The sequence below is a fragment of the Mesorhizobium shonense genome (assembly GCF_040545255.1).
Taxonomy (GTDB): Bacteria; Pseudomonadota; Alphaproteobacteria; order Rhizobiales; family Rhizobiaceae; genus Mesorhizobium; species Mesorhizobium shonense.
In genome coordinates this window covers 230972-251739 of record NZ_JBEPLM010000011.1, presented here as the reverse complement: position 1 = coordinate 251739, position 20768 = coordinate 230972, and the positions used below count along the sequence as shown (strand labels likewise).

18 protein-coding genes and 2 pseudogenes are annotated in these 20768 nt (G+C 64.0%); 8 read left to right on the top strand and 12 right to left on the bottom strand.

The genetic code is table 11. The annotated features are described in order from the left end of the window. Positions 1-549 precede the first annotated feature (549 nt). From urtE to urtA, 5 genes are all read right to left on the bottom strand, one after another. Positions 550-1245, bottom strand: coding sequence for an urea ABC transporter ATP-binding subunit UrtE (gene urtE / locus ABID26_RS25965; RefSeq protein ID WP_126100499.1), 696 nt, complete (start codon positions 1243-1245; stop codon positions 550-552). A 70-nt stretch (positions 1246-1315) separates the two neighbouring features. Continuing rightward, entirely contained in the window at positions 1316-2062 is a 747-nt protein-coding gene (urtD, locus tag ABID26_RS25960; protein WP_292303094.1) for an urea ABC transporter ATP-binding protein UrtD, read from the bottom strand. 7 nt (positions 2063-2069) lie between these two features. Next, positions 2070-3293, bottom strand: a complete 1224-nt coding sequence (gene urtC / locus ABID26_RS25955) for an urea ABC transporter permease subunit UrtC (protein WP_292303095.1) — start codon at positions 3291-3293, stop codon at positions 2070-2072. After that, a complete protein-coding gene (urtB, locus tag ABID26_RS25950; RefSeq protein ID WP_126100502.1) occupies positions 3290-4906 on the bottom strand; it encodes an urea ABC transporter permease subunit UrtB in 1617 nt (538 codons plus the stop codon). Before urtB ends, urtC begins: the two co-directional genes overlap by 4 nt. A 133-nt stretch (positions 4907-5039) precedes the next feature. After that, entirely contained in the window at positions 5040-6350 is a 1311-nt protein-coding gene (urtA, locus tag ABID26_RS25945) for an urea ABC transporter substrate-binding protein (RefSeq protein ID WP_292303096.1), read from the bottom strand. 308 nt (positions 6351-6658) lie between these two features. Between urtA and ABID26_RS25940 the strand changes: the two genes are divergently transcribed. Then, a complete protein-coding gene (locus ABID26_RS25940) occupies positions 6659-7048 on the top strand; it encodes a hypothetical protein (protein ID WP_126100504.1) in 390 nt (129 codons plus the stop codon). A 57-nt stretch (positions 7049-7105) separates the two neighbouring features. Here ABID26_RS25940 and ABID26_RS25935 read toward each other — a convergent pair. Then, positions 7106-7747 (bottom strand): annotated as a pseudogene (locus ABID26_RS25935) (GMC oxidoreductase); the annotation flags it as partial. On the opposite strand from ABID26_RS25935, the pseudogene ABID26_RS25930 reads away from it, so the two are divergent. Beyond that, a pseudogene (locus ABID26_RS25930) lies at positions 7746-7943 on the top strand (ribbon-helix-helix domain-containing protein); the annotation flags it as partial. The pseudogenes ABID26_RS25935 and ABID26_RS25930 overlap by 2 nt on opposite strands. 103 nt (positions 7944-8046) lie before the next feature. Here the strand turns inward: ABID26_RS25930 and ABID26_RS25925 are convergent. Both ABID26_RS25925 and cckA read right to left on the bottom strand, forming a co-directional pair. Then, positions 8047-8754, bottom strand: coding sequence for a purine-nucleoside phosphorylase (locus ABID26_RS25925; protein WP_126100505.1), 708 nt, complete (start codon positions 8752-8754; stop codon positions 8047-8049). A 74-nt stretch (positions 8755-8828) separates the two neighbouring features. Then, positions 8829-11411 carry a cell cycle histidine kinase CckA gene (cckA, locus tag ABID26_RS25920; protein WP_126100506.1) on the bottom strand — a complete coding sequence of 861 codons (2583 nt, stop codon included), beginning with the start codon at positions 11409-11411 and terminating at the stop codon, positions 8829-8831. A 224-nt stretch (positions 11412-11635) separates the two neighbouring features. Here cckA and ABID26_RS25915 point away from each other — a divergent pair, with 224 nt between their 5' ends. Next, positions 11636-12346 (top strand): flagellar biosynthetic protein FliO, encoded by a 711-nt coding sequence (locus ABID26_RS25915; RefSeq protein ID WP_292373587.1) that lies wholly within the window; start codon positions 11636-11638, stop codon positions 12344-12346. A gap of 33 nt (positions 12347-12379) precedes the next feature. Here ABID26_RS25915 and ABID26_RS25910 read toward each other — a convergent pair whose 3' ends face one another. Continuing rightward, positions 12380-13393, bottom strand: coding sequence for a sigma-70 family RNA polymerase sigma factor (locus ABID26_RS25910; protein ID WP_126100508.1), 1014 nt, complete (start codon positions 13391-13393; stop codon positions 12380-12382). Positions 13394-13555: 162 nt separating this feature from the next. On the opposite strand from ABID26_RS25910, the gene ABID26_RS25905 reads away from it, so the two are divergent. Further along, complete coding sequence (locus ABID26_RS25905; protein ID WP_292373589.1) at positions 13556-14347, top strand: SDR family NAD(P)-dependent oxidoreductase; 792 nt, start codon at positions 13556-13558, stop codon at positions 14345-14347. Between the two features lie 100 nt (positions 14348-14447). Here the strand turns inward: ABID26_RS25905 and dksA are convergent, their stop codons facing one another. Beyond that, positions 14448-14864: an RNA polymerase-binding protein DksA gene (gene dksA, locus ABID26_RS25900; RefSeq protein WP_059185643.1), complete on the bottom strand. Its 417-nt coding sequence runs from the start codon at positions 14862-14864 to the stop codon at positions 14448-14450. A 265-nt stretch (positions 14865-15129) separates the two neighbouring features. Between dksA and ABID26_RS25895 the strand changes: the two genes are divergently transcribed. The 4 genes from ABID26_RS25895 (at position 15130) to ABID26_RS25880 (ending at position 18899) form a co-directional block, all read left to right on the top strand. Beyond that, positions 15130-15633, top strand: a complete 504-nt coding sequence (locus tag ABID26_RS25895) for a SixA phosphatase family protein (RefSeq protein ID WP_126100510.1) — start codon at positions 15130-15132, stop codon at positions 15631-15633. A 63-nt stretch (positions 15634-15696) separates the two neighbouring features. Then, positions 15697-17166 carry a YcjX family GTP-binding protein gene (locus tag ABID26_RS25890; protein ID WP_292344697.1) on the top strand — a complete coding sequence of 490 codons (1470 nt, stop codon included), beginning with the start codon at positions 15697-15699 and terminating at the stop codon, positions 17164-17166. Further along, entirely contained in the window at positions 17163-18245 is a 1083-nt protein-coding gene (locus ABID26_RS25885) for a YcjF family protein (RefSeq protein ID WP_126100512.1), read from the top strand. The genes ABID26_RS25890 and ABID26_RS25885 overlap by 4 nt, the downstream gene beginning before the upstream one ends. A 99-nt stretch (positions 18246-18344) precedes the next feature. Next, positions 18345-18899, top strand: a complete 555-nt coding sequence (locus ABID26_RS25880) for a hypothetical protein (RefSeq protein WP_292304203.1) — start codon at positions 18345-18347, stop codon at positions 18897-18899. A gap of 72 nt (positions 18900-18971) precedes the next feature. Here ABID26_RS25880 and ABID26_RS25875 read toward each other — a convergent pair whose 3' ends face one another. Beyond that, positions 18972-19238, bottom strand: coding sequence for a hypothetical protein (locus tag ABID26_RS25875; RefSeq protein ID WP_059185639.1), 267 nt, complete (start codon positions 19236-19238; stop codon positions 18972-18974). Positions 19239-19538: 300 nt separating this feature from the next. Then, entirely contained in the window at positions 19539-20747 is a 1209-nt protein-coding gene (locus tag ABID26_RS25870) for an MFS transporter (protein ID WP_292344696.1), read from the bottom strand. Between the last annotated feature and the right edge of the window lie 21 nt (positions 20748-20768).

Genomic DNA, 20768 nt, shown 5'->3' with positions numbered 1-20768 from the left:
GCACGCCGCTGATTGGCTATGGTGCGGGTGGTGGTGCCGTCGGCGACGGTGATGGTGTCCTTGGCGATGTCGAAGCCGAGGCACAGCTGCGGCTGGTGGTGCAAGAAGGCCATGCTGGTGGTATCCTTAAAAGGCTTCGGATTGTTTGCGGGCGTGGCTCAGGCCAGCGGCCATCAACTCTCCAAGCGATGGCGGACAAAGACGGCAGGGACCATGATGACGTCGGGTGTTACCCGGTCCTTAGGACGGTCGCCTGCCGCCGGGACTGCTGGCTGTGATGGGCCTGCAGTCCCGGCCGCCAAACTACCCGATCCTTCTCAAACAATCCTTGGGCGTAGCGACGCGAAGCGGAGCGCAGACCCGAGGATCCATGCCGTTACTTCCAAGCGTCAGTAACGGCGCGGAACTCGGCATGGCGCGGAACAATGAATCTATTCTGCAGCGCAGCACTCTTCGACCGACGTCACGGCATGGGTCTGCGCTGCGTCGCTTCGCTCCTTGCTTCGCCCATTGATGACGATGCCGGAGCCGCCGCACATCTGAGCTGCACTACACCGTCAGGAACTTCCTCACGTCCGCCCTGTCGAGATCTTCGGCCGGACCGGTGTGCACGATCTGGCCGCGGTCCATGATGTTGATCTCGTCGGCGAGATCGCGGCAGAAATCGAGATATTGCTCGACCAGAAGCACGGCGATCCCCGCCTGGTCGCGCAGATAGCGGATGGCGCGGCCGATATCCTTGATGATCGACGGCTGGATGCCTTCCGTCGGCTCGTCAAGCACCAGAAGCTTCGGCCGCATCACCAGCGCCCGCCCGATGGCGAGCTGCTGCTGCTGACCGCCCGACAGGTCGCCGCCGCGCCGCGACAGCATCTGCTTCAGCACCGGAAACAGCTCGAAGACATGCGCCGGAATGGTGCGGTCGCCGCGCCTCAGCGGCGCGAATCCCGATTCCAGATTCTCGCGCACCGTGAGCAGGGGAAAAATCTCCCTGCCCTGCGGCACGAATGCGATGCCCGACCGGGCGCGGTCATACGCCGCGCTCCGGTCGAGCGCCTTCCCCTCGAAGGCAACGCTTCCGCTCGTCAGCCGGTGGTGGCCGACGATCGATCTCATCAAACTGGTCTTGCCGACGCCATTGCGGCCGAGCACGCAGGTGATCTTGCCGGCGCCGGCTTTCAGCGAAACGCCGCGCAGCGCCCGCGCGGCGCCGTAATGGAGCGTGGCATTGGAGACTTCGAGCATGGTCAGCCCCTTCTCCGCCGCTTCAGGAAAGCGAACTCGAAACGGTGGAACGGAACCCGCCAGACCATGTTCATCGCCCCAGATAGACTTCGACGACACGTTCGTCGGCCGAAACGAAATCGAGCGTGCCTTCCGACAGCACCGAGCCTTCGTGCAGACAGGTGACCTTGACACCGAGCTCGCGCACGAAATGCATGTCGTGCTCGACCACGATCACCGAATGGTCGCGCGCAATATCCTTGAGCAGGTGCGCGGTCTCCTCGGTCTCGGCATCGGTCATGCCGGCGACCGGCTCGTCGACAAGCAGCAGCTTCGGGTCTTGCGCCAGCAGCATGCCGATCTCCAGCCACTGTTTCTGGCCGTGGCTTAGGTTGGCGGCAAGCTCCTCGCGCTTGTCGCCGAGACGGATGATGCCGAGAATGTGGTCGATGCGCCGCGCCTCGGCGGCCGAGCGGCGGTGGAACAAAGCAGGGAAAATCGAGCGCGGCCCCTTCAGCGCCAGCATCAGGTTGTCCTCGACGCTGTGGCTTTCGAAGACGGTCGGCTTCTGGAACTTGCGGCCGATGCCCATCATGGCGATCTCGGCCTCGTCATGCCGGGTAAGGTCGACCTGGCCGTCGAAGAACACCTCGCCCTCGTCCGGCCGCGTCTTGCCGGTGACGATGTCCATCATCGTCGTCTTTCCGGCGCCGTTGGGACCGATGATCGCGCGCATCTCGCCCTTGTCGAGCACCAGCGACAAATTGTTGATGGCGCGAAAACCGTCGAAGGAAACCGAGACGCCGTCGAGATAGAGGATGGTGTTCGACTTGCTCATGGTTCCTTCACTCGGCCGGCTGCGGTTCTGGGCCGGAGGCGGACCAGGAGCCCGGGGTCCTCGCCGCCGAGCGGACGATCTTCGGCTTTGGCTTTTCCGGATCGGCGCCGGCTTCCGCCGCGAGCGAGGCCGCGTGCAGCGCCCTGGCCTTGCCGCGCCAGGAATCCCACATGCCGACGATACCTTTGGGTAGCAGCAGCGTTACGGCGACGAACAGCCCGCCCAGCGCGAACAGCCAGAATTCCGGCAGCGCGCCGGTGAACCAGGATTTGCCGGCGTTGACGAGCAGTGCGCCGATGATCGGACCGACGATCGTGCCGCGCCCGCCGACGGCGGTCCAGATCACCACCTCGATCGAGTTGGCCGGCTCGAACTCGCCGGGATTGATGATGCCGACCTGCGGCACGTAGAGCGCGCCGGCAATGCCGGCCATTACAGCCGAGACGGTGAAGGCGAACAGCTTGACGTTCTCCGCCCGCCAGCCGAGGAAGCGGGTACGGCCCTCGGCGTCGCGCACAGCCATCAGGAGCTTGCCGTATTTGGATCGCACGATGGTCGCGGTGACGAAGACGGCCAGCGCAAGCGTCACGGCGCTCGCCGCAAACAGCGCCGCGCGCGTCGCGTCGGCCTGCACGTTGAAACCGAGAATGTCCTTGAAGTCGGTCAGGCCGTTATTGCCGCCAAAACCCATGTCATTGCGGAAGAAGGCAAGCAGCAGCGCATAGGTCATCGCCTGGGTGATGATCGACAGATAGACGCCGGTGACGCGGCTGCGGAAGGCGAACCAGCCGAAGACGAAGGCAAGAAGGCCGGGCACGGCCAGCACCATCGCTGCTGCGAACCAGAAATGGTCGAAGCCGTACCAGAACCAGGGCAGCTCCTTGTAGTTCAGGAACACCATGAAATCGGGCAGGATCGGGTTGCCGTAGACGCCGCGCGAGCCGATCTGGCGCATCAGATACATGCCCATTGCATAGCCACCGAGCGCGAAGAAGGCGCCATGGCCAAGCGAGAGGATGCCGCAATAGCCCCAGACGAGATCGAGCGCCAAGGCGAGCAGCGCATAGCAGAGGTATTTGCCGAGCAGCGCCACCATGTAGGGCGGCACATAGAGCGCGCTCGTCGGCGAGACCGCAAGGTTGAGCAGCGGCACGACGACCGCCGCAGCCAGCAGGACCAGGACGGTGATCGCGATGCGACGGTCAGCGCCGAAGAAGCCTCGTGTGATCATGCTTCCACCGCCCTGCCCTTCAGCGCGAACAGGCCGCGCGGGCGCTTCTGGATGAAGAGGATGATCAGCACCAGCACCACGATCTTGCCGAGCACGGCCCCGGCATAGGGCTCGAGGAACTTGTTGACGATGCCGAGCGAGAAGGCGCCGACCAACGTGCCCCAGAGATTGCCGACGCCGCCGAAGACGACGACCATGAAACTGTCGATGATGTAGCCGCGGCCGAGATTGGGCGAGACGTTGTCGATCTGGCTGAGTGCGACGCCGGCAATACCGGCAATGCCGGAGCCGAGCGCAAAGGTCAGCGCGTCGACCCACGGTGTCTTGATGCCCATGGATGCGGCCATGCGGCGGTTGGCGGTGACGGCGCGCATCTGCAGCCCCCAGGGCGTCCGCTTCATGACGTAGAGCAGCACGCCGAACACCGCGAGCGCGAACACCAGGATCCACAGCCGGTTCCAGGTGATGGCCAGCTGGCCGATGTCGAAGGAACCGGACATCCAGGACGGATTGCCGACCTCCTGGTTGGTCGGTCCGAAGATGGTGCGCACCGCCTGCTGCAGGATCAGCGAGACGCCCCAGGTGGCCAAAAGCGTCTCCAGGGGGCGACCATAGAGGAAGCGGATGATGCCGCGCTCGATAGCCAGCCCGATCAGCGCGGCGACAAGGAAAGCGAGCGGCAGCGCGATCACCAGCGACCAGTCGAACAGGCCGGGAAACGACGTGCGGATGACCTGCTGGACGACGAAAGTGGTGTAGGCGCCGAGCATCACCATCTCGCCATGCGCCATGTTGATGACGCCCATGACGCCGAAGGTGATGGCGAGGCCGATCGCGGCCAGCAGCAGCACCGATCCGAGCGAGACGCCATACCAGATGTTCTGGCCGGCATCCCACAGCGCCAGCGTCGAATTGATACGGCCGATGGCACCGGTCGCCGCATCCTTGACCGCACCTTGAGCGTTGGCCTCGACCGAGGTCAGCAGCGAGAGCGCATCGCGGTCACCGCGCCCGGCAATGATCGAGATCGCGGCCAGCTTGTCGGCCTCCGGTCTGTCGGAAACGAGAACCGACGCCGCGCGCGCCTGTTCGAACAAGGCCTTGACGGCAGGTTCGGCCTCACCGGCGATCGCGGCATCGAGCGGCTCGATGTTTGTCGCGTCGGGGGTCTTGAACATGGTCGCCGCAGCGGCGAGGCGCACGCCCGGGTCCTTGGCGCGCAAAGTCAGCGTGCCCAGCGCATCGCGGATGACGCGGCGCAGGCCATTGTTGACCTTGATCTTGGTGAGGTCGGTCTTGGCGGCGTCGGCGGATTTCTCGCCGCTTAGCGGATCGAGCAGTTCGATGCCGCCTCCTGCCTCCTTGCCGACAAAGACCTGGGAATCGGCCTTGCGGATATAGAGATTGCCGTCGGCGAGCGCCGAGAGCGGGCGTTCGACGGCGGAATCGCCGCTCGCGGCAAGCTCGTGCACCACGGCCTCGGTCGCTGAGAAATTGGCAGCTGCCGCGAATTTGGCGATGATGGCGCGGAGATCGGCTTCAGCTGCCTTGGACGGCAACAAGCTTGCCATCGTCAGCAGCAGCATCATGCCGATTGCGCGCAACAAGGTCATCGTCTTCAAAACGACTCTCAAGGGTTTGAGGATTTCACCCGAGCGGACCGAAGTGCCCGCCCGGGCAGCGGTTTCGGGTCGCGGGACCACTCCGCAACCCGACAGGGGTCACGGACCAAGGTCCGGACCGTGATCAGTTGGTGCCCTTGCCGCCGCACTTGCCCGTGGCGACGTTGAAGTTGCCGCAGGACAGAGGCGCGCGCCAATCGGAGATCAGCTCCTTGGAGTCAGGCAGATAGTCCGACCATTCGTCGCCCATCACCAGGCCCGGCGTCTGCGAGACAGTCTCGAACTGGCCGTCGGCCTGGATCTCGCCGATCAGCACCGGCTTGGTGATGTGATGGTTCGGCATCATCGTCGAATAGCCGCCGGTCAGGTTCGGCACCGACACGCCGACCATGGCGTCGATGACCTTGTCCGGATCGGTGGTGCCGGCCTTCTCGACCGCCTTCACCCACATGTTGAAGCCGATATAGTGGGCTTCCATCGGGTCGTTGGTGGTGCGCTTGTCGTTCTTGATGAACTTGTGCCAGTCGTCGATGAACGTCTTGTTCTCGGGCGTGTCGACGCTTTCAAAGTAGTTCCAGGCGGCGAGATGGCCGACCAGCGGCCCGGTATCGAGGCCGGCCAGTTCTTCCTCGCCGACCGAGAAGGCCATGACCGGAATGTCCTCGGCCTTGATGCCCTGGTTGCCGAGCTCCTTGTAGAACGGCACATTGGCATCGCCGTTGACGGTCGACACGACCGCCGTCTTCTTCCCGGCCGAGCCGAACTTCTTGATCGCCGAGACTTCGGTCTGCCAGTCGGAAAAGCCGAACGGCGTGTAGTTGACCATGATATCCTCGGCCGGAACGCCCTTCGATTTGAGGTAGGCTTCGAGGATCTTGTTGGTCGTGCGCGGATAAACGTAGTCGGTGCCTTCGAGCACCCAGCGCTTCACCGAGCCACCGTCGGCGCTCATCAGATAGTCGACGGCCGGAATCGCTTGCTGGTTCGGCGCCGCACCGGTGTAAAAGACGTTGCGCTCGCTCTCCTCGCCCTCATACTGGACCGGGTAGAACAGGATGTTGTCGAGTTCCGAGAACACCGGCAGCACGGACTTGCGCGACACCGAGGTCCAGCAGCCGAACACCGCCGCCACCTTGTCCTTCGAGATCAGTTCGCGCGCCTTTTCGGCGAATAGCGGCCAGTTGGACGCCGGATCGACGACGACCGCCTCGAGCTTCTTGCCGAGCAGGCCGCCCTTGGCGTTCTGCTCCTCGATCAGCATCAGCATGACGTCCTTCAGCGTCGTCTCCGAAATCGCCATGGTCCCCGACAGCGAATGGAGGATGCCGACCTTGATCGTGTCGTCGGCCGCCTTCGCGGGAGCCGACATCGACAGGCCGGCAGCGATCACGCCGGCCGAAATCATTTTTGTTATTGCCGAGAAATTACCCCTCATGTTCCACGCTCCCAAGCTGGTTGTTTTGCATCACAACATAGCGGTGCAAGCGACGTGCCAAACGCGGCAGCTTGGTAGGAGACAGAGCGATAGATCAGTGTTTACAATCGGTTATCGCATAGCCGTCGAACATGTCAGGACTCTTCTCGTGCGGACGGATTGAGAAAACTTTGCGCATATCTGCCCAGATTTTGTTCACACGGTAAAAATGCCCAAACTTTAATCGCGGCTCCGCATAACCGCAATCTGCCGACGGTTGCGGGACGGCGGCAAAATGGGGCAAGGTCGCCGCGCAAACGAGCGACGTCATGGCCTTACACATCATCATCCTGAGCTTCCTGCTTCTCGTGTCCGCCGCCGGCGGCGCTCGCGCAGACTTCACCGACGGCAAGCTGCCCGACGGGACCTATCACTGCGAGGTCTACCTGCTCGGCCTGTTCCTCAACCTCGGCGACATCACCATCAAGGGCAATGTCTATAGCGGCCCGGTGACCTTCGGCACTTCGGGAACCTATAACTACCAGATGGACGCCAACGGCGAGATCAGCTGGCTCGGTCCGCTTGGCGGCTATACCAGCGGCGGCAACTCGATCTCGCTGACGCAAGCGACGCTGGACGATCCGGGCGGCCCCTCCTTCGACATCATCCTAAAGCAGCAGGACGGCGCCTTCACGGCCTCGACCTGCACGAAACGCTGATCGACAAAAAAGGCGCGGAACCCTTTCGGGTCCCGCGCCAGCAGGCAGTCGGGAGGACTAAATACTTTTCGCCGACATCTGCGCGGCGATGTAGTCGGCCTGGCGGATGGCCAGGGACACTATGGTCAGCGTCGGGTTTTCCGAGCCGCCGGTGGTGAACTGGCTGCCGTCCGACACGAACAGGTTCTTGATGTCGTGCGTCTGGCCATGCTTGTTGACGACGCCGTCAGCCGGTTTCTCGCTCATCCGGTTGGTGCCGAGATTGTGGGTCGAGGGATAGGGCGGCGTCGGGAAGGTCGTGGTCGCGCCGACGGCGGCATACAAAGCCTGGCCTTGGCTGTAGGCATGATCACGCATCGCCGTGTCGTTGGGATGGTCGTCGAAATGGACGTCGGCGATCGGCATCCCGTGCTCGTCCTTTTCGTCTTTGTGCAACGTGATGCGGTTTTCCTCGCGCGGCATGTCCTCGCCGACGATCCACAGGCCCGCCATGTGGTCGTAGCGGTCGAGCGCCGTGGTGAAGGAGCGGCCCCAGCCGCCGGGGTTGAGGAAAGCGGCCATGAACGGCAGGCCGAGCGACAGCGTCTCCATCTCGTAGCCGCCGACGAAGCCGCGCGACGGATCGTGACGCGCCTCGTCGCGGATGATGCCGGCCATAGTGGTGCCGCGATACATATGCACCGGCCTGTCGAAGATGGCGCTGCTCGACGAGATCGCCGAAAGCCAGGGCCTGACGACACCCAAATTCATCTCGACCCTCTATGACGAGGCGATCGAGATCAACGGCCAGATCCCGAACTTCGCCTCGATGCTGCGCACGACCTGCGCGCTCTATCTGCGCCGTCACCGGCCGGCAGTGGGGGAACAGGCTGCGCTGAAACAGGTCGCCGCCTAACGCATGTCGCGCAAAAGTGCGCAGCGGTTTTGCGAAAACGACATGCATAAAAACAAAGACTTTTAAAAGCGCGTCGCCTGAATCCGTTTCAGCGCGACGCGCTTTAGCTTGCCGCCGCGACCTCGAGCGCCAGGCGCGTCATGTCGGTGAACAGCGCCTGACGTTCGGAATAGTCGGTCTGCTCGTCCGTGGCGACGTGGTCGACCACGGTCAGCAGCGACAGGGCGCGCGCGCCGAACTGCGCGGAGATGCGGTAGAGCGCGCTCGTTTCCATGTCGACCGCCAGCGCGCCGAGCGTCCTTGGCTCGTCGAACCGGGCGCGGCCATCGGGATGGTGGAACACGTCGCTGCAGATGGTCAGCCCAGCGCTGCAGGCGATGCCGAGATCGGCAGCCCGCCGCAGCGCCAGCGCAAGCAGGGCCTGATCCGGTCCTGCCGGTTGGTACAGCCCGAAAACCTGCCCGCTGATTGCTCCCTCGGCGCGCACGGCGCTGGAAATGACCACGCCGCGCAGTGGAACATCCTCCGATAGGGCGCCGCATGTGCCGGTGCGGATCAGCGTCTTCACCCCATGATAATCCAGCAGCTCATGGGCGTAGATCAGGAAGGACGAGACGCCGATGCCGGTTGCCTGGATGCTGACGGGCTTGCCGCGAAACCCGCCGGTGAAGCCGAGGGCGCCCCGGCGGCGATTGACGCAGCGCGGCGCCTCCAGAAAGGTTTCCGCCATCCATTGAGCGCGCTCGGGGTCGCCCGGCAGCAGCACCGTTTCGGAATAATCGCCCCTGCCCGCCTCGATGTGCGGCGTCACGCTACCTCCCTGTCATGCAAACTTACCCCGCCCCATCATGGCAGGCTCCCGGCAATGTGCAAGCGATAGCTGTTTTAGGATTCCAGCACGTCCTTGACGATGGTCGCCAGTTGCTTGAGCGAGAAAGGTTTGGGCAGGAAACCGAAATGCGCGTCGGCGGGCAGGTTTTTGGCGAACGCGTCCTCGGCATAGCCGGAAACGAAAACGAACTTGATGTCCGGCTGCCGTTTGCGCAACTCGCCGAGCAGCGTCGGCCCATCCATTTCCGGCATCACCACATCGGACACGACGATGTCGACCTTGCCGCCGAGGGCCTCGAAGACCTCCAGCGCCTCGACACCGGACGACGCCTCATGGACCGTGTAGCCGCGCGAGTTCAGCGCCCTGACCCCGCCCATGCGAACGGCATCCTCGTCCTCGACCAGAAGCACGGTCGCCGAACCTGAGAGGTCCTTGACGGCATCGGCCGACTTGGCCGGCACCGCGGCGACCGCGGCGGTGTCGGCAGGCTCGCTCGCCTTCTTCACCTCCGCGATGTGTCGCGGCAGGAAGATCCGGAACACCGTCCCCTTGCCGACCTCGGAATCGCAGAAGATGAAGCCCCCGGTCTGCTTGATGATGCCATAGACCATCGAGAGGCCAAGGCCCGTGCCCTTGCCGACCTCCTTGGTGGTGAAGAAGGGTTCGAAGATTTTCTTCAGCACGTCCGGCGCGATGCCGCTGCCGGTATCTTCGACCTCGACAAGCGCATAGTCGGCCGGGGTAAGCTCGCGATAGGCGAAGGATCTGCACTCCTCGGTCGTGACGTTGCGGGTACGCACGGTGAGGTCGCCGCCGGCTGGCATCGCGTCGCGCGCGTTGACGGCGAGATTGACCACCACCTGCTCGAACTGGCCGATGTCGACCTTGACCGGCCACAGGTCGCGGCCGTGATCGATCTTCAGGCGGATGTCGTTGCCAACCAGCCGGGCGAGCAGCATCCGCAGATCGGCGAGAACATCGGTCAGGTTGAGCACTTCCGGCCGCAGCGTCTGCTTGCGCGAGAAGGCCAGCAATTGCCTGACAAGGGACGCCGCGCGGTTGGCGTTCTGCTTGATGTTCATGATGTCGGGGAAAGACGGGTCCGACGGACGGTGGTTGGTGAGCAGAAGGTCCGACGCCATGATGATGGCGGTGAGCACGTTGTTGAAATCGTGCGCGATGCCGCCGGCAAGCTGGCCGACCGCCTGCATTTTCTGGCTCTGCGCCATCTGGCCTTCGAGCGCTTTCTGCTCGGTGGTCTCGACCGCGTAGACGATAGCGGACTCCTCCACCCCTTCGCCGCCGGCGCCATCGGCGACAGCGTTGACGTAGAAGCGGACGTGGCGATCGTCATTGCCGGGCAGCAGCGAGTCGATCGGCTCGATATTGGCCTGCCGCTGCCGCGCCTTTTCGAAGGCGGCAGCGAAGGCCGGCCGGTCGCGCTCATGTATTACGGTCTCGAAGCGCACGCGCCTGTCTACCGCGTCGCGGTCGACGACGGACGAAAACAGCGACAGGAACGGCGCGTTGGTGCGCAGGATGCGCCCGCTGGCGTCGACGCCGGCGATCGCCATCGGCGTCGAGTTGAAGAAGCGGGTGAACCGGACTTCCGAGGCGCGGAGATCGGCGGAAGCGTCCTCGCCCTGGGTGCGGTTGAGCACGATGGTGCGGGTCGGCCCGTTCACGCCTTCGCGGCTCGCCGAAACACGATGCATGAAGCGGACCGGCAGCGCCTGGCCGCTCATTGTCGTGAGATCGAGGTCGATGACGGCATTGCGCGTGGTGCCGGGATCCGCCTTGACCGAGCGGACGAGCGCCATGCCGTCTCCGGCGACGATTTCCGGCAGCGTCACCGCGCCCGGGGTGAAGCTGGCAAGGTCGATGCCCAGCCATTCGGCAAGGGTGGCGTTGATATAGGTCACGCGGCCTTCCTGGTCGGCCGAGAAGAAGCCGGCCGGCGCGTGGTCGAGATGGTCTATGGCCTTTTGCAGGTCGAGGAAGAACCGCTCCTGCTCCGCCCGCTCCTGCGAGATGTCGGCGATTTGCCAGGCAAGCATCGGCAGCCGCTGGCCGGGCACGTTGAAGGCGCGCGCGCGGGCACGGTACCAGCGCGCGCCAGGCTCGGCCCCCGGTTTGATCGACTGCGCCAGCCGGAATTCACCGTCGCCGGCCTGGCCGTCGCGCAGACCGGACGCCAGCCGGTAGATGGTCATCGAGGCCTCGGGAACATCCGAAAGCAGCCCTTCGACCGTCTTGAGGTCGGCTGCCGAAGCAGCACCCGTCATGTCGGCATAGGCCCGGTTGGCGTAGACGACGCGCCCCTTGGTGTCGGTGACCAGGAGACCTTGCGACATCGAATCGACGAAGGCTTTCGACAACTCGTCGCCGGTGGAGCGCGGCGCGATCTGCACGAAGCCGATCGCCGTCGCAAATAGGAAGCCGACGCCGATCATGGCGAGCACGCCCAGCATGCCGAGCAGGAAGGGGTCGCCGAGGCGCTCGCGGAACAGCCCGAAGACGATCGCGGCGCCGGTCAAGACGACGATGAAGATGATGAGCCTGGTGACGGCGCCCGGACGCGTGTTTTGGTCGACGATCGGTACCGGATAGAAATCGCCGCGCGTTTCCTTGGCCATGTGCCCCCTGCTCGTGATTCCGATGCCCCGACACCGCGAACGGCCGGTTGAATCACATTCTCCTGTAGCGGAAAAGGCCCAGACGGCAAATGTCCGATAAAATCAACGATTCATGTTTCAAACTGTTCACGATGCGTGATGCGAACTTGCGGCGAGACGCCGCGACGGTCTAGTGTCGCCTCACCTCACGAATGGCGCCTCACAAATGGCGATTGGGTGCACCGATGCTACAGTGGCTGGATAGCGTGGCGGGTCCGGGTTATGTCGCTGCAATCCTGTGGACGTTTGCAGCCCTCATCCTGCTGGTCGTCGTCCTCCTCGTCATCAAGGTGGTCCGCAACCTGACCTTCGGCACCTTCGTGGCCGGCGGCAGGAACCGCAAGACGCGGCTCGCCGTCATGGATGCCACCGCTGTCGACAGCCACCGCCGGCTGGTGCTGGTGCGGCGCGACGATATCGAGCACCTGATCCTGATCGGCGGCCCGACCGATGTCGTGGTCGAACGCGACATAAGGCTTGCCGCGCCCCGCCGCCCGGCGCTGACCGGCGACAGCGGCCAACAACAGGCCGCCGCGCCACGCCCGCGCGCGCCGCAGCCCGCGCCAGCGCCTAGGCAGCCGCCAGCCCCTGCGCCGGCGCCGATCACCGAGCCCCCGGCGCGTCCGCGCTCGACGGCAGCCGCGCCCAAACCAGTGGCGCCGAGCCAGCCGACGGCGAAGGTCATGCCGCTCCCTGCCTATGGAACGAACGGCAGCGTCCGGCATGTCCCGCCGCCGCCCTCCAACGACTCTATCGACGATACGCTGATGAATGAACTCGAGGCATCGCTGGACGAGTCGCACCCCAAGCCGGCAAGCAGCAAGCCGGCGGCGAGGCCTTCGCTCGATGACGAGATGACCAAACTTCTCGGCGAGCTTGCCAGCCACAAACGCTGACGCGGCAGCGCGCGACCCTGGTTGGCCGGCGGCTCATCGGCCCGGCAGCGTTCTAGGCAGGTCGAACCACGGCAGTACGCTGTTTTCGAACCTGGTCATGGCGCATATCCTTTTTCCGGACAGGGTCAGCACGACGAGACCGACCCCGTGGCTGATGCCGTCGGATCCGCGCAGATAGGCGCCGAAGGCCGGTTGGCCGTTGGCCCTGGTCGGCACCAGGTCGAACCTGCGCCCCGCGCTGAAGATGCCGGCGCAGAAACGAAGCACGAGATCCCGACCCTGGTATTCGAGCGGCATCGGCGGCATCGAGATGAAGACATCGTCCGTCAGCAGCGTCACCAGTGCGTCGAGGTCGGCGGCTTCATAGGCTCCGACGAACTTCGCCACGATCGCCTTTTCCTGTTCTGAATGGGCGACAGGCGGCGGCTCGCGGCCGGCGGATGGCGGCGGCCGCCGCTGCAGCCCGGCGCGCGCCCGCTTGAGGGCACTGTTGGCCGATTCCACCGTCGAATCCAGCATCTCGGCGACTTCCTTTGCATCGAATCCGAGAACATCGCGCAGGATGAGGACGGCAAGCTGGCGGGGCGGCAGCACCTGCATGGCGGTGATGAAGGCCAGTGAAATGGACTGCGTGCGCTCGTAGAGCGCATCGGGACCGAGCGGCGCGTCGAAGGCGCCGTCAAGCAGGCTGTCGGGAAACGGCTCCAGCCAGACGACCTCACCGAGCCCGGTTGGTTCGGGCGGTTCGACGCCGGGAATGTCCCACGCCTTGGCGGGCCGCCGGCTGGCGGCGCGGCGTGCGTTGAGGCAGCGGTTGGTGGCAATCCGGTAGAGCCATGTGCGCAGCGATGCGCGCCCTTCGAAGCCGTGAAAACCCTGCCAGGCCGAGAGCAGCGTGTCCTGGAGAGCGTCCTCGGCATCCTGGAAGGATCCGAGCATTCGGTAGCAATGCAACTGGAGCTCGCGCCTATGCGGCGCGATCAGGTCCCGGAATGCATCGCCGTCGCCCGCCCGGGCCATCTCGATCAGGTCGGCCATACTCGTCATCGCGCTCTCCCGCGTCTCCTGTCGCGCCATCCCCGTTAGACACCGGCCGAGGTTCGAAATGGGCGGCGCCCAGTTTCGCGGCGCGGCGGTGTCTTTATCGGCGGACGGCTCCAATGCTGATGCGTTCGAGCGGCCAGGAACCAAAACCGAAAGGAACAGGACATGTTGTTAAAGGGCAAGATTGCGGTGGTCTATGGCGCCGGCGGCGCGATCGGCGGTGCCGTCGCACGCGCATTTGCAAGCGAGGGCGCCAAAGTTTTTCTGACTGGACACAACCGAGCACCCGTCGAGGCCGCCGCGAAAGACATCGTCTGGGCGGGTGGTGTCGCCGAAGCGGAGGCTGTCGATGCGCTCGATGAACAGGCCGTGGAGACACATCTCCAATCCGTGGTCGAGAAGGCAGGTCGGATCGACATCTCGTTCAACGCCGTCGGTGTGGCGCATGCGGCGATGTTGGGCGTGCCACTGGCTAAAATGGAAATCGGTCAATTTTCGTTGCCGATAGTAGCCTACACGACGTCCTACTTCCTGACCGCGCGCGCAGCCGCCAGACACATGATCCCCAACAAGGCTGGGGTGATTATGACTGTTACCGCCCTGCCCGCGCGGATCGGGACTCCACTGAACGGTGGGTACGGACCGGCGCAGGCCGCCAAGGAGGCGCTTACCCGGGACCTGTCCTACGAGCTTGCGCCGCAAGGTATTCGCGTCGTCAGCCTGCGGCCGCACGGCATTCCGGAGACCAGCACGATGCGGAACCTCTTCGAGCTCAAGGCAGAGGCCTCGGGCATGAACTGGGACCAGTTCCAGGCCTATCTCGCCGGCACCACGCACCCCAGGCGCATCATGGCACTCGACGAGGTGGCCAATATGGCCGCCTTCATGGCCTCTGACCGGGCAAGCGGGATGACGGGAACCACCGTCAACTTGACTATGGGTGCTCTGGGCGAGTAGATGCCGGCCGGCGAATGCCCATTTTACAACCTGCGAACGCTGCCCAAAAAGAAAATGGCCGGGAAACCCGGCCATTTTCAATCTCTGTCTGCATGCCGCCTCAATCGTCGCGGTAGACCTTTTCGCGGCGCTCGTGGCGCTCCTGCGCCTCGATCGACAGCGTCGCGATGGGGCGGGCGTCGAGCCGCTTCAGCGCGATCGGCTCGCCGGTTTCCTCGCAATAGCCGTAGGTGCCTTCGTCGATGCGCTGCAGCGCGGAATCGATTTTCGAGATGAGCTTGCGCTGGCGATCGCGGGCGCGCAATTCGATGGCACGGTCGGTTTCGGAAGAGGCGCGGTCGGCTAGATCGGGATGGTTGGCGTTTTCTTGCTGGAGGATTTCGAGGGTTTCACGCGCTTCGCGAAGAATGTCGTTCTTCCATGTGATAAGCTTCATGCGGAAGTAAGATTTCTGCCGTTCGTTCATGAACGGCTCGTCTTCGGAGGGTACGTAATCGGCGGTAACGATATCGTTCATTCGACTCACCCAACAACCCCAAATTTGGCGCCTATATATTCGCGGACCGAAGGCTGCACAAGCGCAATCGGCGACAGTTTCACGCAATTGTTAGTGCGGGGGAGGCCAGCACAGACAGGCCCTATCGCAGTAAGGGCACAGCCAAATTCCTGTACGATTCGCTATGCTTGAGCGATGCCGGCCATTGTGCATGGGACGCTTCTCGTGGCTAATCCCATAACGCCTTGGGCGAATTTTCGTTGCTTGGCGCCAGTGAGGGATCGGGTTGAGCAGACTTTATCTGTTGAGGCATGCCAAGGCCGGATGGGCGCTGCCCGGCGTTCGTGACTTCGATCGTCCGCTCGACGAATCGGGCATGGCCGACGCCGAGGCGATGGGCGATGCCATGCGGGCCCGCAACTATGTGCCTGATGTCACGCTTTGCTCCAATGCCAAGCGGGCGCGGCAGACGCTCGAGGGTCTTGCGGGCCGCACCGACACCGGCCGGGTGCTGTTTTTCGACACGCTCTACAGCGAGGATGCCGCCGGCTACCTCGACATAATCCGCAAGAATGGCGGGGCCGGCTCGTTGCTGGTGATCGGCCACAACCCGATGACGGAGGATCTCGCCATGGCGGTGTCGGGCGACGGCGACGAGACCGCGCGCGGCATGCTGAACCACGGTTTTCCGACCTCCGGCCTCGCCGTGGTGCGCTTTCCCGGTGATCTCGATGAAGCAGGCCAGGGCAATGGCTATCTCGAGGCCTTTCTGACCCCCGCCGATCTCTGACACCATTTCAAACGCCATGCCCAAGGCCTATATCGGACCCTGACGTGCGACCCAGAGGCAGATTTGGCATCATCGCTGACCACTTTCACCGACGAGGCGAGAATTGCGCTCGATACGTTGTCGGGCCGCGCCGCAGGGCTCTTCTCCCCATCGCTGCGTCTCGGCGTCACCGGTCTTTCCCGCGCCGGCAAGACGGTGTTCATTTCCGCTCTCGTGCACAACTTGATCCATGGCGGCCGGCTGCCGCTGTTCCAGGCGCAAAAGTCGGGCCGCATCGCCCGCGCCTTCCTCGAGGAGCAGCCGGACGACGCCGTTCCCCGTTTCCAGTACGAGGACCATATAGCCGCCCTGGTCGACGACCGCGTCTGGCCGGATTCGACGCGCGCCATTTCCGAACTGCGGCTCACCATCGAATACGAATCGGCCTCCGGCTGGAACCGGCTGTTCTCGGCGGGAAAGCTGTCGGTCGACATCGTCGACTATCCCGGCGAATGGCTGCTCGACCTGCCGCTGCTCGGCAAGTCCTTCACCGATTTTTCGCGCGAGGCGGCCGAGCTGGCGACACTGCCCGTGCGGTCAGGCCTATCGCAAGCCTGGCGCGAATTGGCCTCCTCGATCGATCCGGACGCCGACGCCGACGAGATGACGGCGCGCCGTCTCGCCGAAAGCTTCGCCGCCTACCTCAAGGCCTGCAAGCTCGACGAGCGCGCGCTTTCGACACTGCCGCCCGGCCGTTTCCTGATGCCTGGCGATCTGGAGGGCTCGCCGGCGCTGACCTTCGCACCGCTGATGAAATTGTCCGGCCGGCGGCGTCCTGGATCGCTGCAGGCGATGATGGAGCGGCGCTACGAGGCCTATAAGACGCATGTCGTAAAACCGTTCTTTCGCGAGCATATCACCCGCCTCGACCGCCAGATCGTGCTGATCGACGCCATGCAGGCGCTCAACGCCGGCCCGGCTGCCATGGCCGACCTCGAACGGGCCGTCACCGAAATCCTCTCCTGCTTCCGGCCCGGACGAGGCAATTTCGTCACCGAGCTGTTTTCGAGGCGCATCGACCGCATCCTGGTGGCGGCAACCAAGGCCGACCAGTTGCACCACGAAAGCCATGACCGGCTGCAGGCGATCGTGCGCCGCCTGGCGGACCGCGCCGTCGCGCGAGCGAACTTCAGCGGCGCCGATGTCGACGTCGTCGCCATGGCGGCCGTGCGCTCGACCCGCGAAGGCACGGTCAAGCAGGGCCGCGAGACATTGCCGGTGATCATCGGCACCCCCTTGAAAGGCGAGAAGATCAACGGCGAGACATTCGACGGCAAAACCGAAACCGCCATATTCCCCGGAGACTTGCCGGAAAAGGCCGATTCGGTCTTCGACCCTTCCGGGCCGCAGGCCGACGGCAATGAGCCGGCGATCCGTTTCGTGCGCTTCCGTCCGCCGAAGCTCGAGCGCACGGCCGAAGGCGTCACGCTCTCGCTGCCGCATATCCGGCTCGACCGCGCGCTGCAGTTCCTGATCGGAGATTACCTGGCATGACCCCGCCCCGCAAACCGGCGGCCTTCCGCATCGAGCCGGAGCCGGCGCCAAGGCAGGAGCCACCGCCGAAGCATCGCACCGACGAACGGCCCGCGCGCAAGCCGCAAGCCGCCAGGTCCGATGTCGCGGTCGTCATTCCTTCCGAGGTCGACGTCTTCGACGAGCCGGATATCGGAGAGGCCGCGCCGCCGCCAGCGACCGCTCCAAGGAAACGCTCGCTGCTCGCCCGCCTGTTCTTCGGCGCCTTCGGCGTGCTTGTCTCGCTAGCGGTCGGCCTGTGGACGGACCAGCTCATCCGCGATCTATTCGCGCGCGCCGAATGGCTGGGATGGCTGGCGGCCGGCATGGCGGCGGTCGCGCTTTTGTCGCTGCTGGTCATCCTAATCCGCGAATTCCTGGCCATCGCTCGCCTCGCCGAAGTCGAGAAGCTGCAGAGACGTGCCTTGGATGCGGTGGCGCGCGACGACCCCAAGGCCGCCCGCGCCCTGGTCGACGAGCTTTCCGCCTTTGTCGCGGCAAAACCCGAGACGGCGGCCGGCCGCCGCTCGCTCGCCGAACTGCGCGGCGAAATCATCGACGGCGGCAATCTGGTGCGACTTGCCGAAACCGAGATTCTGTCGCCACTCGACGCCCGCGCCAAGACGATGATCCTGGAGGCCGCAAAGCGCGTCTCGCTGGTGACGGCGGTCAGCCCGCGCGCGCTTGTCGACGTCGCCTATGTCGTGTTCGAGGCCGGCAGGCTGATCCGGCGCCTGTCGGAACTCTATGGCGGCCGTCCCGGCACGCTGGGCTTCTTCCGGCTGGCGCGCGGCGTGCTCGCTCATCTGGCGGTGACCGGCTCGATCGCCGTCGGCGACAGTTTCGTGCAGCAGATCGTCGGCCACGGGTTGGCCGCGAAGCTCTCGGCAAAGCTTGGCGAAGGCGTGGTCAACGGCATGATGACGGCGCGCATCGGCATCGCGGCGATGGAAACGGCGCGCCCGCTGCCATTCATCGCGGCAAGGCGCCCTGGCCTTGGCGATTTCCTCTCGGCGCTGACCTCGTTCGCGACGCGAAAAGATGGGCAAATGGAGCAGTAAGGCAAATGCCGAAACCGCCGCCGGTGACGAAGCATTAACCAATCTTGTTCATGGTCGTTTCTGTCCCAAGAACAGACTCTGTCGTGCCGGGTGTCGTCCATGAAAAGCGTGATCTTGTCCTGCGTCCTGCCCGTGACAGTTGCGCTCGCCGCACCGCTCGGCCTCGTCGAAAAGGCCCTTGGGGCAGAACCGGACAAGCAGTTCTTCCGTTCGGTGGAAGGCAAATGGGTCGGCCCTGGCGAAATCATCGCCGGCAAATACAAGGGCACGAAATTCACCTGCAATTTCAACGGCTCCACCCCTGACGGCAAGGTCGGCATGAGCCTCGACGGCGATTGCCGGGTCGGCGTCTTCACGCAGAAGATGTCCGCGACCGTGGAACGCAAGGGCCGCGAGGGCTACAAAGGCAACTTCATGGGCGGCTCGGCCGGCAATGGGCTCGACATCATCGGTGGCAATGTCGTCGACCCGCAGAAGGTGGTCTTCACCATCAACCGCAATCAGTTGAACGGCGTCATGCAGGCCCGTATCCCCGACGACAATTCGATGACCGTGACGGTCGCCGTGCGTGTCGACAAGCAACTGGTGCCGGTCATCGGCATGAGCCTGAAACGGGTCGACTCTGTCGAGGTCGGCTCCATCGCGAAAAACTGAGCAAGCGCGCTCAGCCAGGCAGACAGAAGGCGGCAGCCGGTGGCTACCGCCTTCTTTCGTTTTTGACTTAGCTCAACCCTTGATGGCGGCGGTCACTTCGTCATAGGCCTTGCAGGCTTCGTCGAGCGTCGTGGCGTTCTGGTATTTCGTCGTCACGGCCTGCACCTTGGCCGTCAGATCGGCCGCCTTGCTCGGATCCTTGGTGATCGCTTCCTGAAGCGCGGCGGCCATGTCCTGCGCCTTCTTGGTAGCAATCTCTTGCGTGCATTCCGGTCCCTTCGAACAGGCCGAAACGGCCAGTGCCGCAACACCAACGGCAACGAGCAAAAACTTCTTCATGTCAGTCATCTCCTCAAAAAAGGCAGCGGCCCATCGCCGCTGCCTCCCAATGGCCGAAGCCCAATGGCCAAAGCCGACCGTGCCATAACCTCTGATTGTGGCGGCACGCAACGACCGGGCCGCGTAAACTTGTGTAACCAGGCTGCAATATCGCGGCGTTCCGGATTCAGGCCGCCCAATGCATGTCGCCCAAAAGTGCGCAGCGGTTTTGGGACAACGACATGCATAAAGACAAACACCTAAAGCGCGTCGCGTGAGGCCGTTCAGACGCGACGCGCTTTAGGTCAGCTGTAGCAAAGTTCACCTACGAGGCTGTAGCAGCGCCAGCATGAGTGTAGATGCAGCAAGGACGACGGTAAGGGTCAAAGGCCCCGAGGCACCATAGGTGTCCACGACATAGCCGCCGACAACCGCGCCGATGGTGATGGCAACCTGGAAAGAGACGACCATCAGGCTACCCGCTGCCTCCAGCGCATCAGGCGCCGCGCGGGACAGATTGGTCGGCAGCACCACCGGCGCCATGCCGAATGCCAGGCCCCAAAGCGTGACGAATCCGAAGGCAACGGCGATGTGCACGCCCCAAAGCACCAATGCCAGCGCCGCAAACGCCATCAACGCGGCGTTGCCCACGAGAGCCATGCGGATATTGGCATCGGCCATGCGGCCACCGGCAATATTGCCGACCACAGCGGCGACGCCAAATCCGAGCAGCGCCAGGGCAATTGGCCCGGTTGCAAGGAGTGTCACATGTTCGAGGAAGGGGCGTACATAGACGGACCCGGCAAAATGCCCTGTCATCAGCAAAAGGATGGCCAGCATGCCGAGTTGAATGCCACGCCGCCGTGTCAGCCGAAATACATCCGCGAGGCTATTGCTGGCTGTGGCAGGCAGGGTTGGCAGGCTAAGCCACTGCAGCAGCATGGCAATCACGGCCAGCCCCGCTGTCAAGGCCATGGCGCTGCGCCATCCCAGCCAGTCGCTGATCAACGCACCCGCAGATGGTGCGGCAATGGTGGCGAGCGAGACGCCGAGGGTGACGATAGCCATGCCCCGACCTGTCGCATTGGCGCCAACCAGCCTAGCCACAACGGCAACCGAGAGTGCCCAGAATGCGCTGAGAGCGATTCCGAGTCCGGCCCGGCCCAACAGCAACAGCCAGAAATTGGGCGCTAGCGCTGCAAGGAGGTTGGAACCGACCGCCAAGGCGCTGAGGACAACCAGCACCGTCTTGCGGTTCAGTCGGCCGATGAGAACATTGCTCAACATGGCCGTCACAGCGCCGACCGAAGCGGTGGCGGTGACGACCTGTCCGGCCGTTCCTTCGCTGATGCCGAGATCGCGCGCCATTGGCGTCAGCAGACCTGCCGGCAGGAATTCGGCTGACACTAGGGCAAAGCTGGTGGCCGCCAATGAAATGACCGCGAACCACGTGGCTGCGTTCCACGCGGTTGGCGCGGCGGCATCGACGTCAATCGCTGCGTCTTCAAGCTGTAATGTTGTGTCTGTCACTGAAAGATCTCCAAGGTCTGG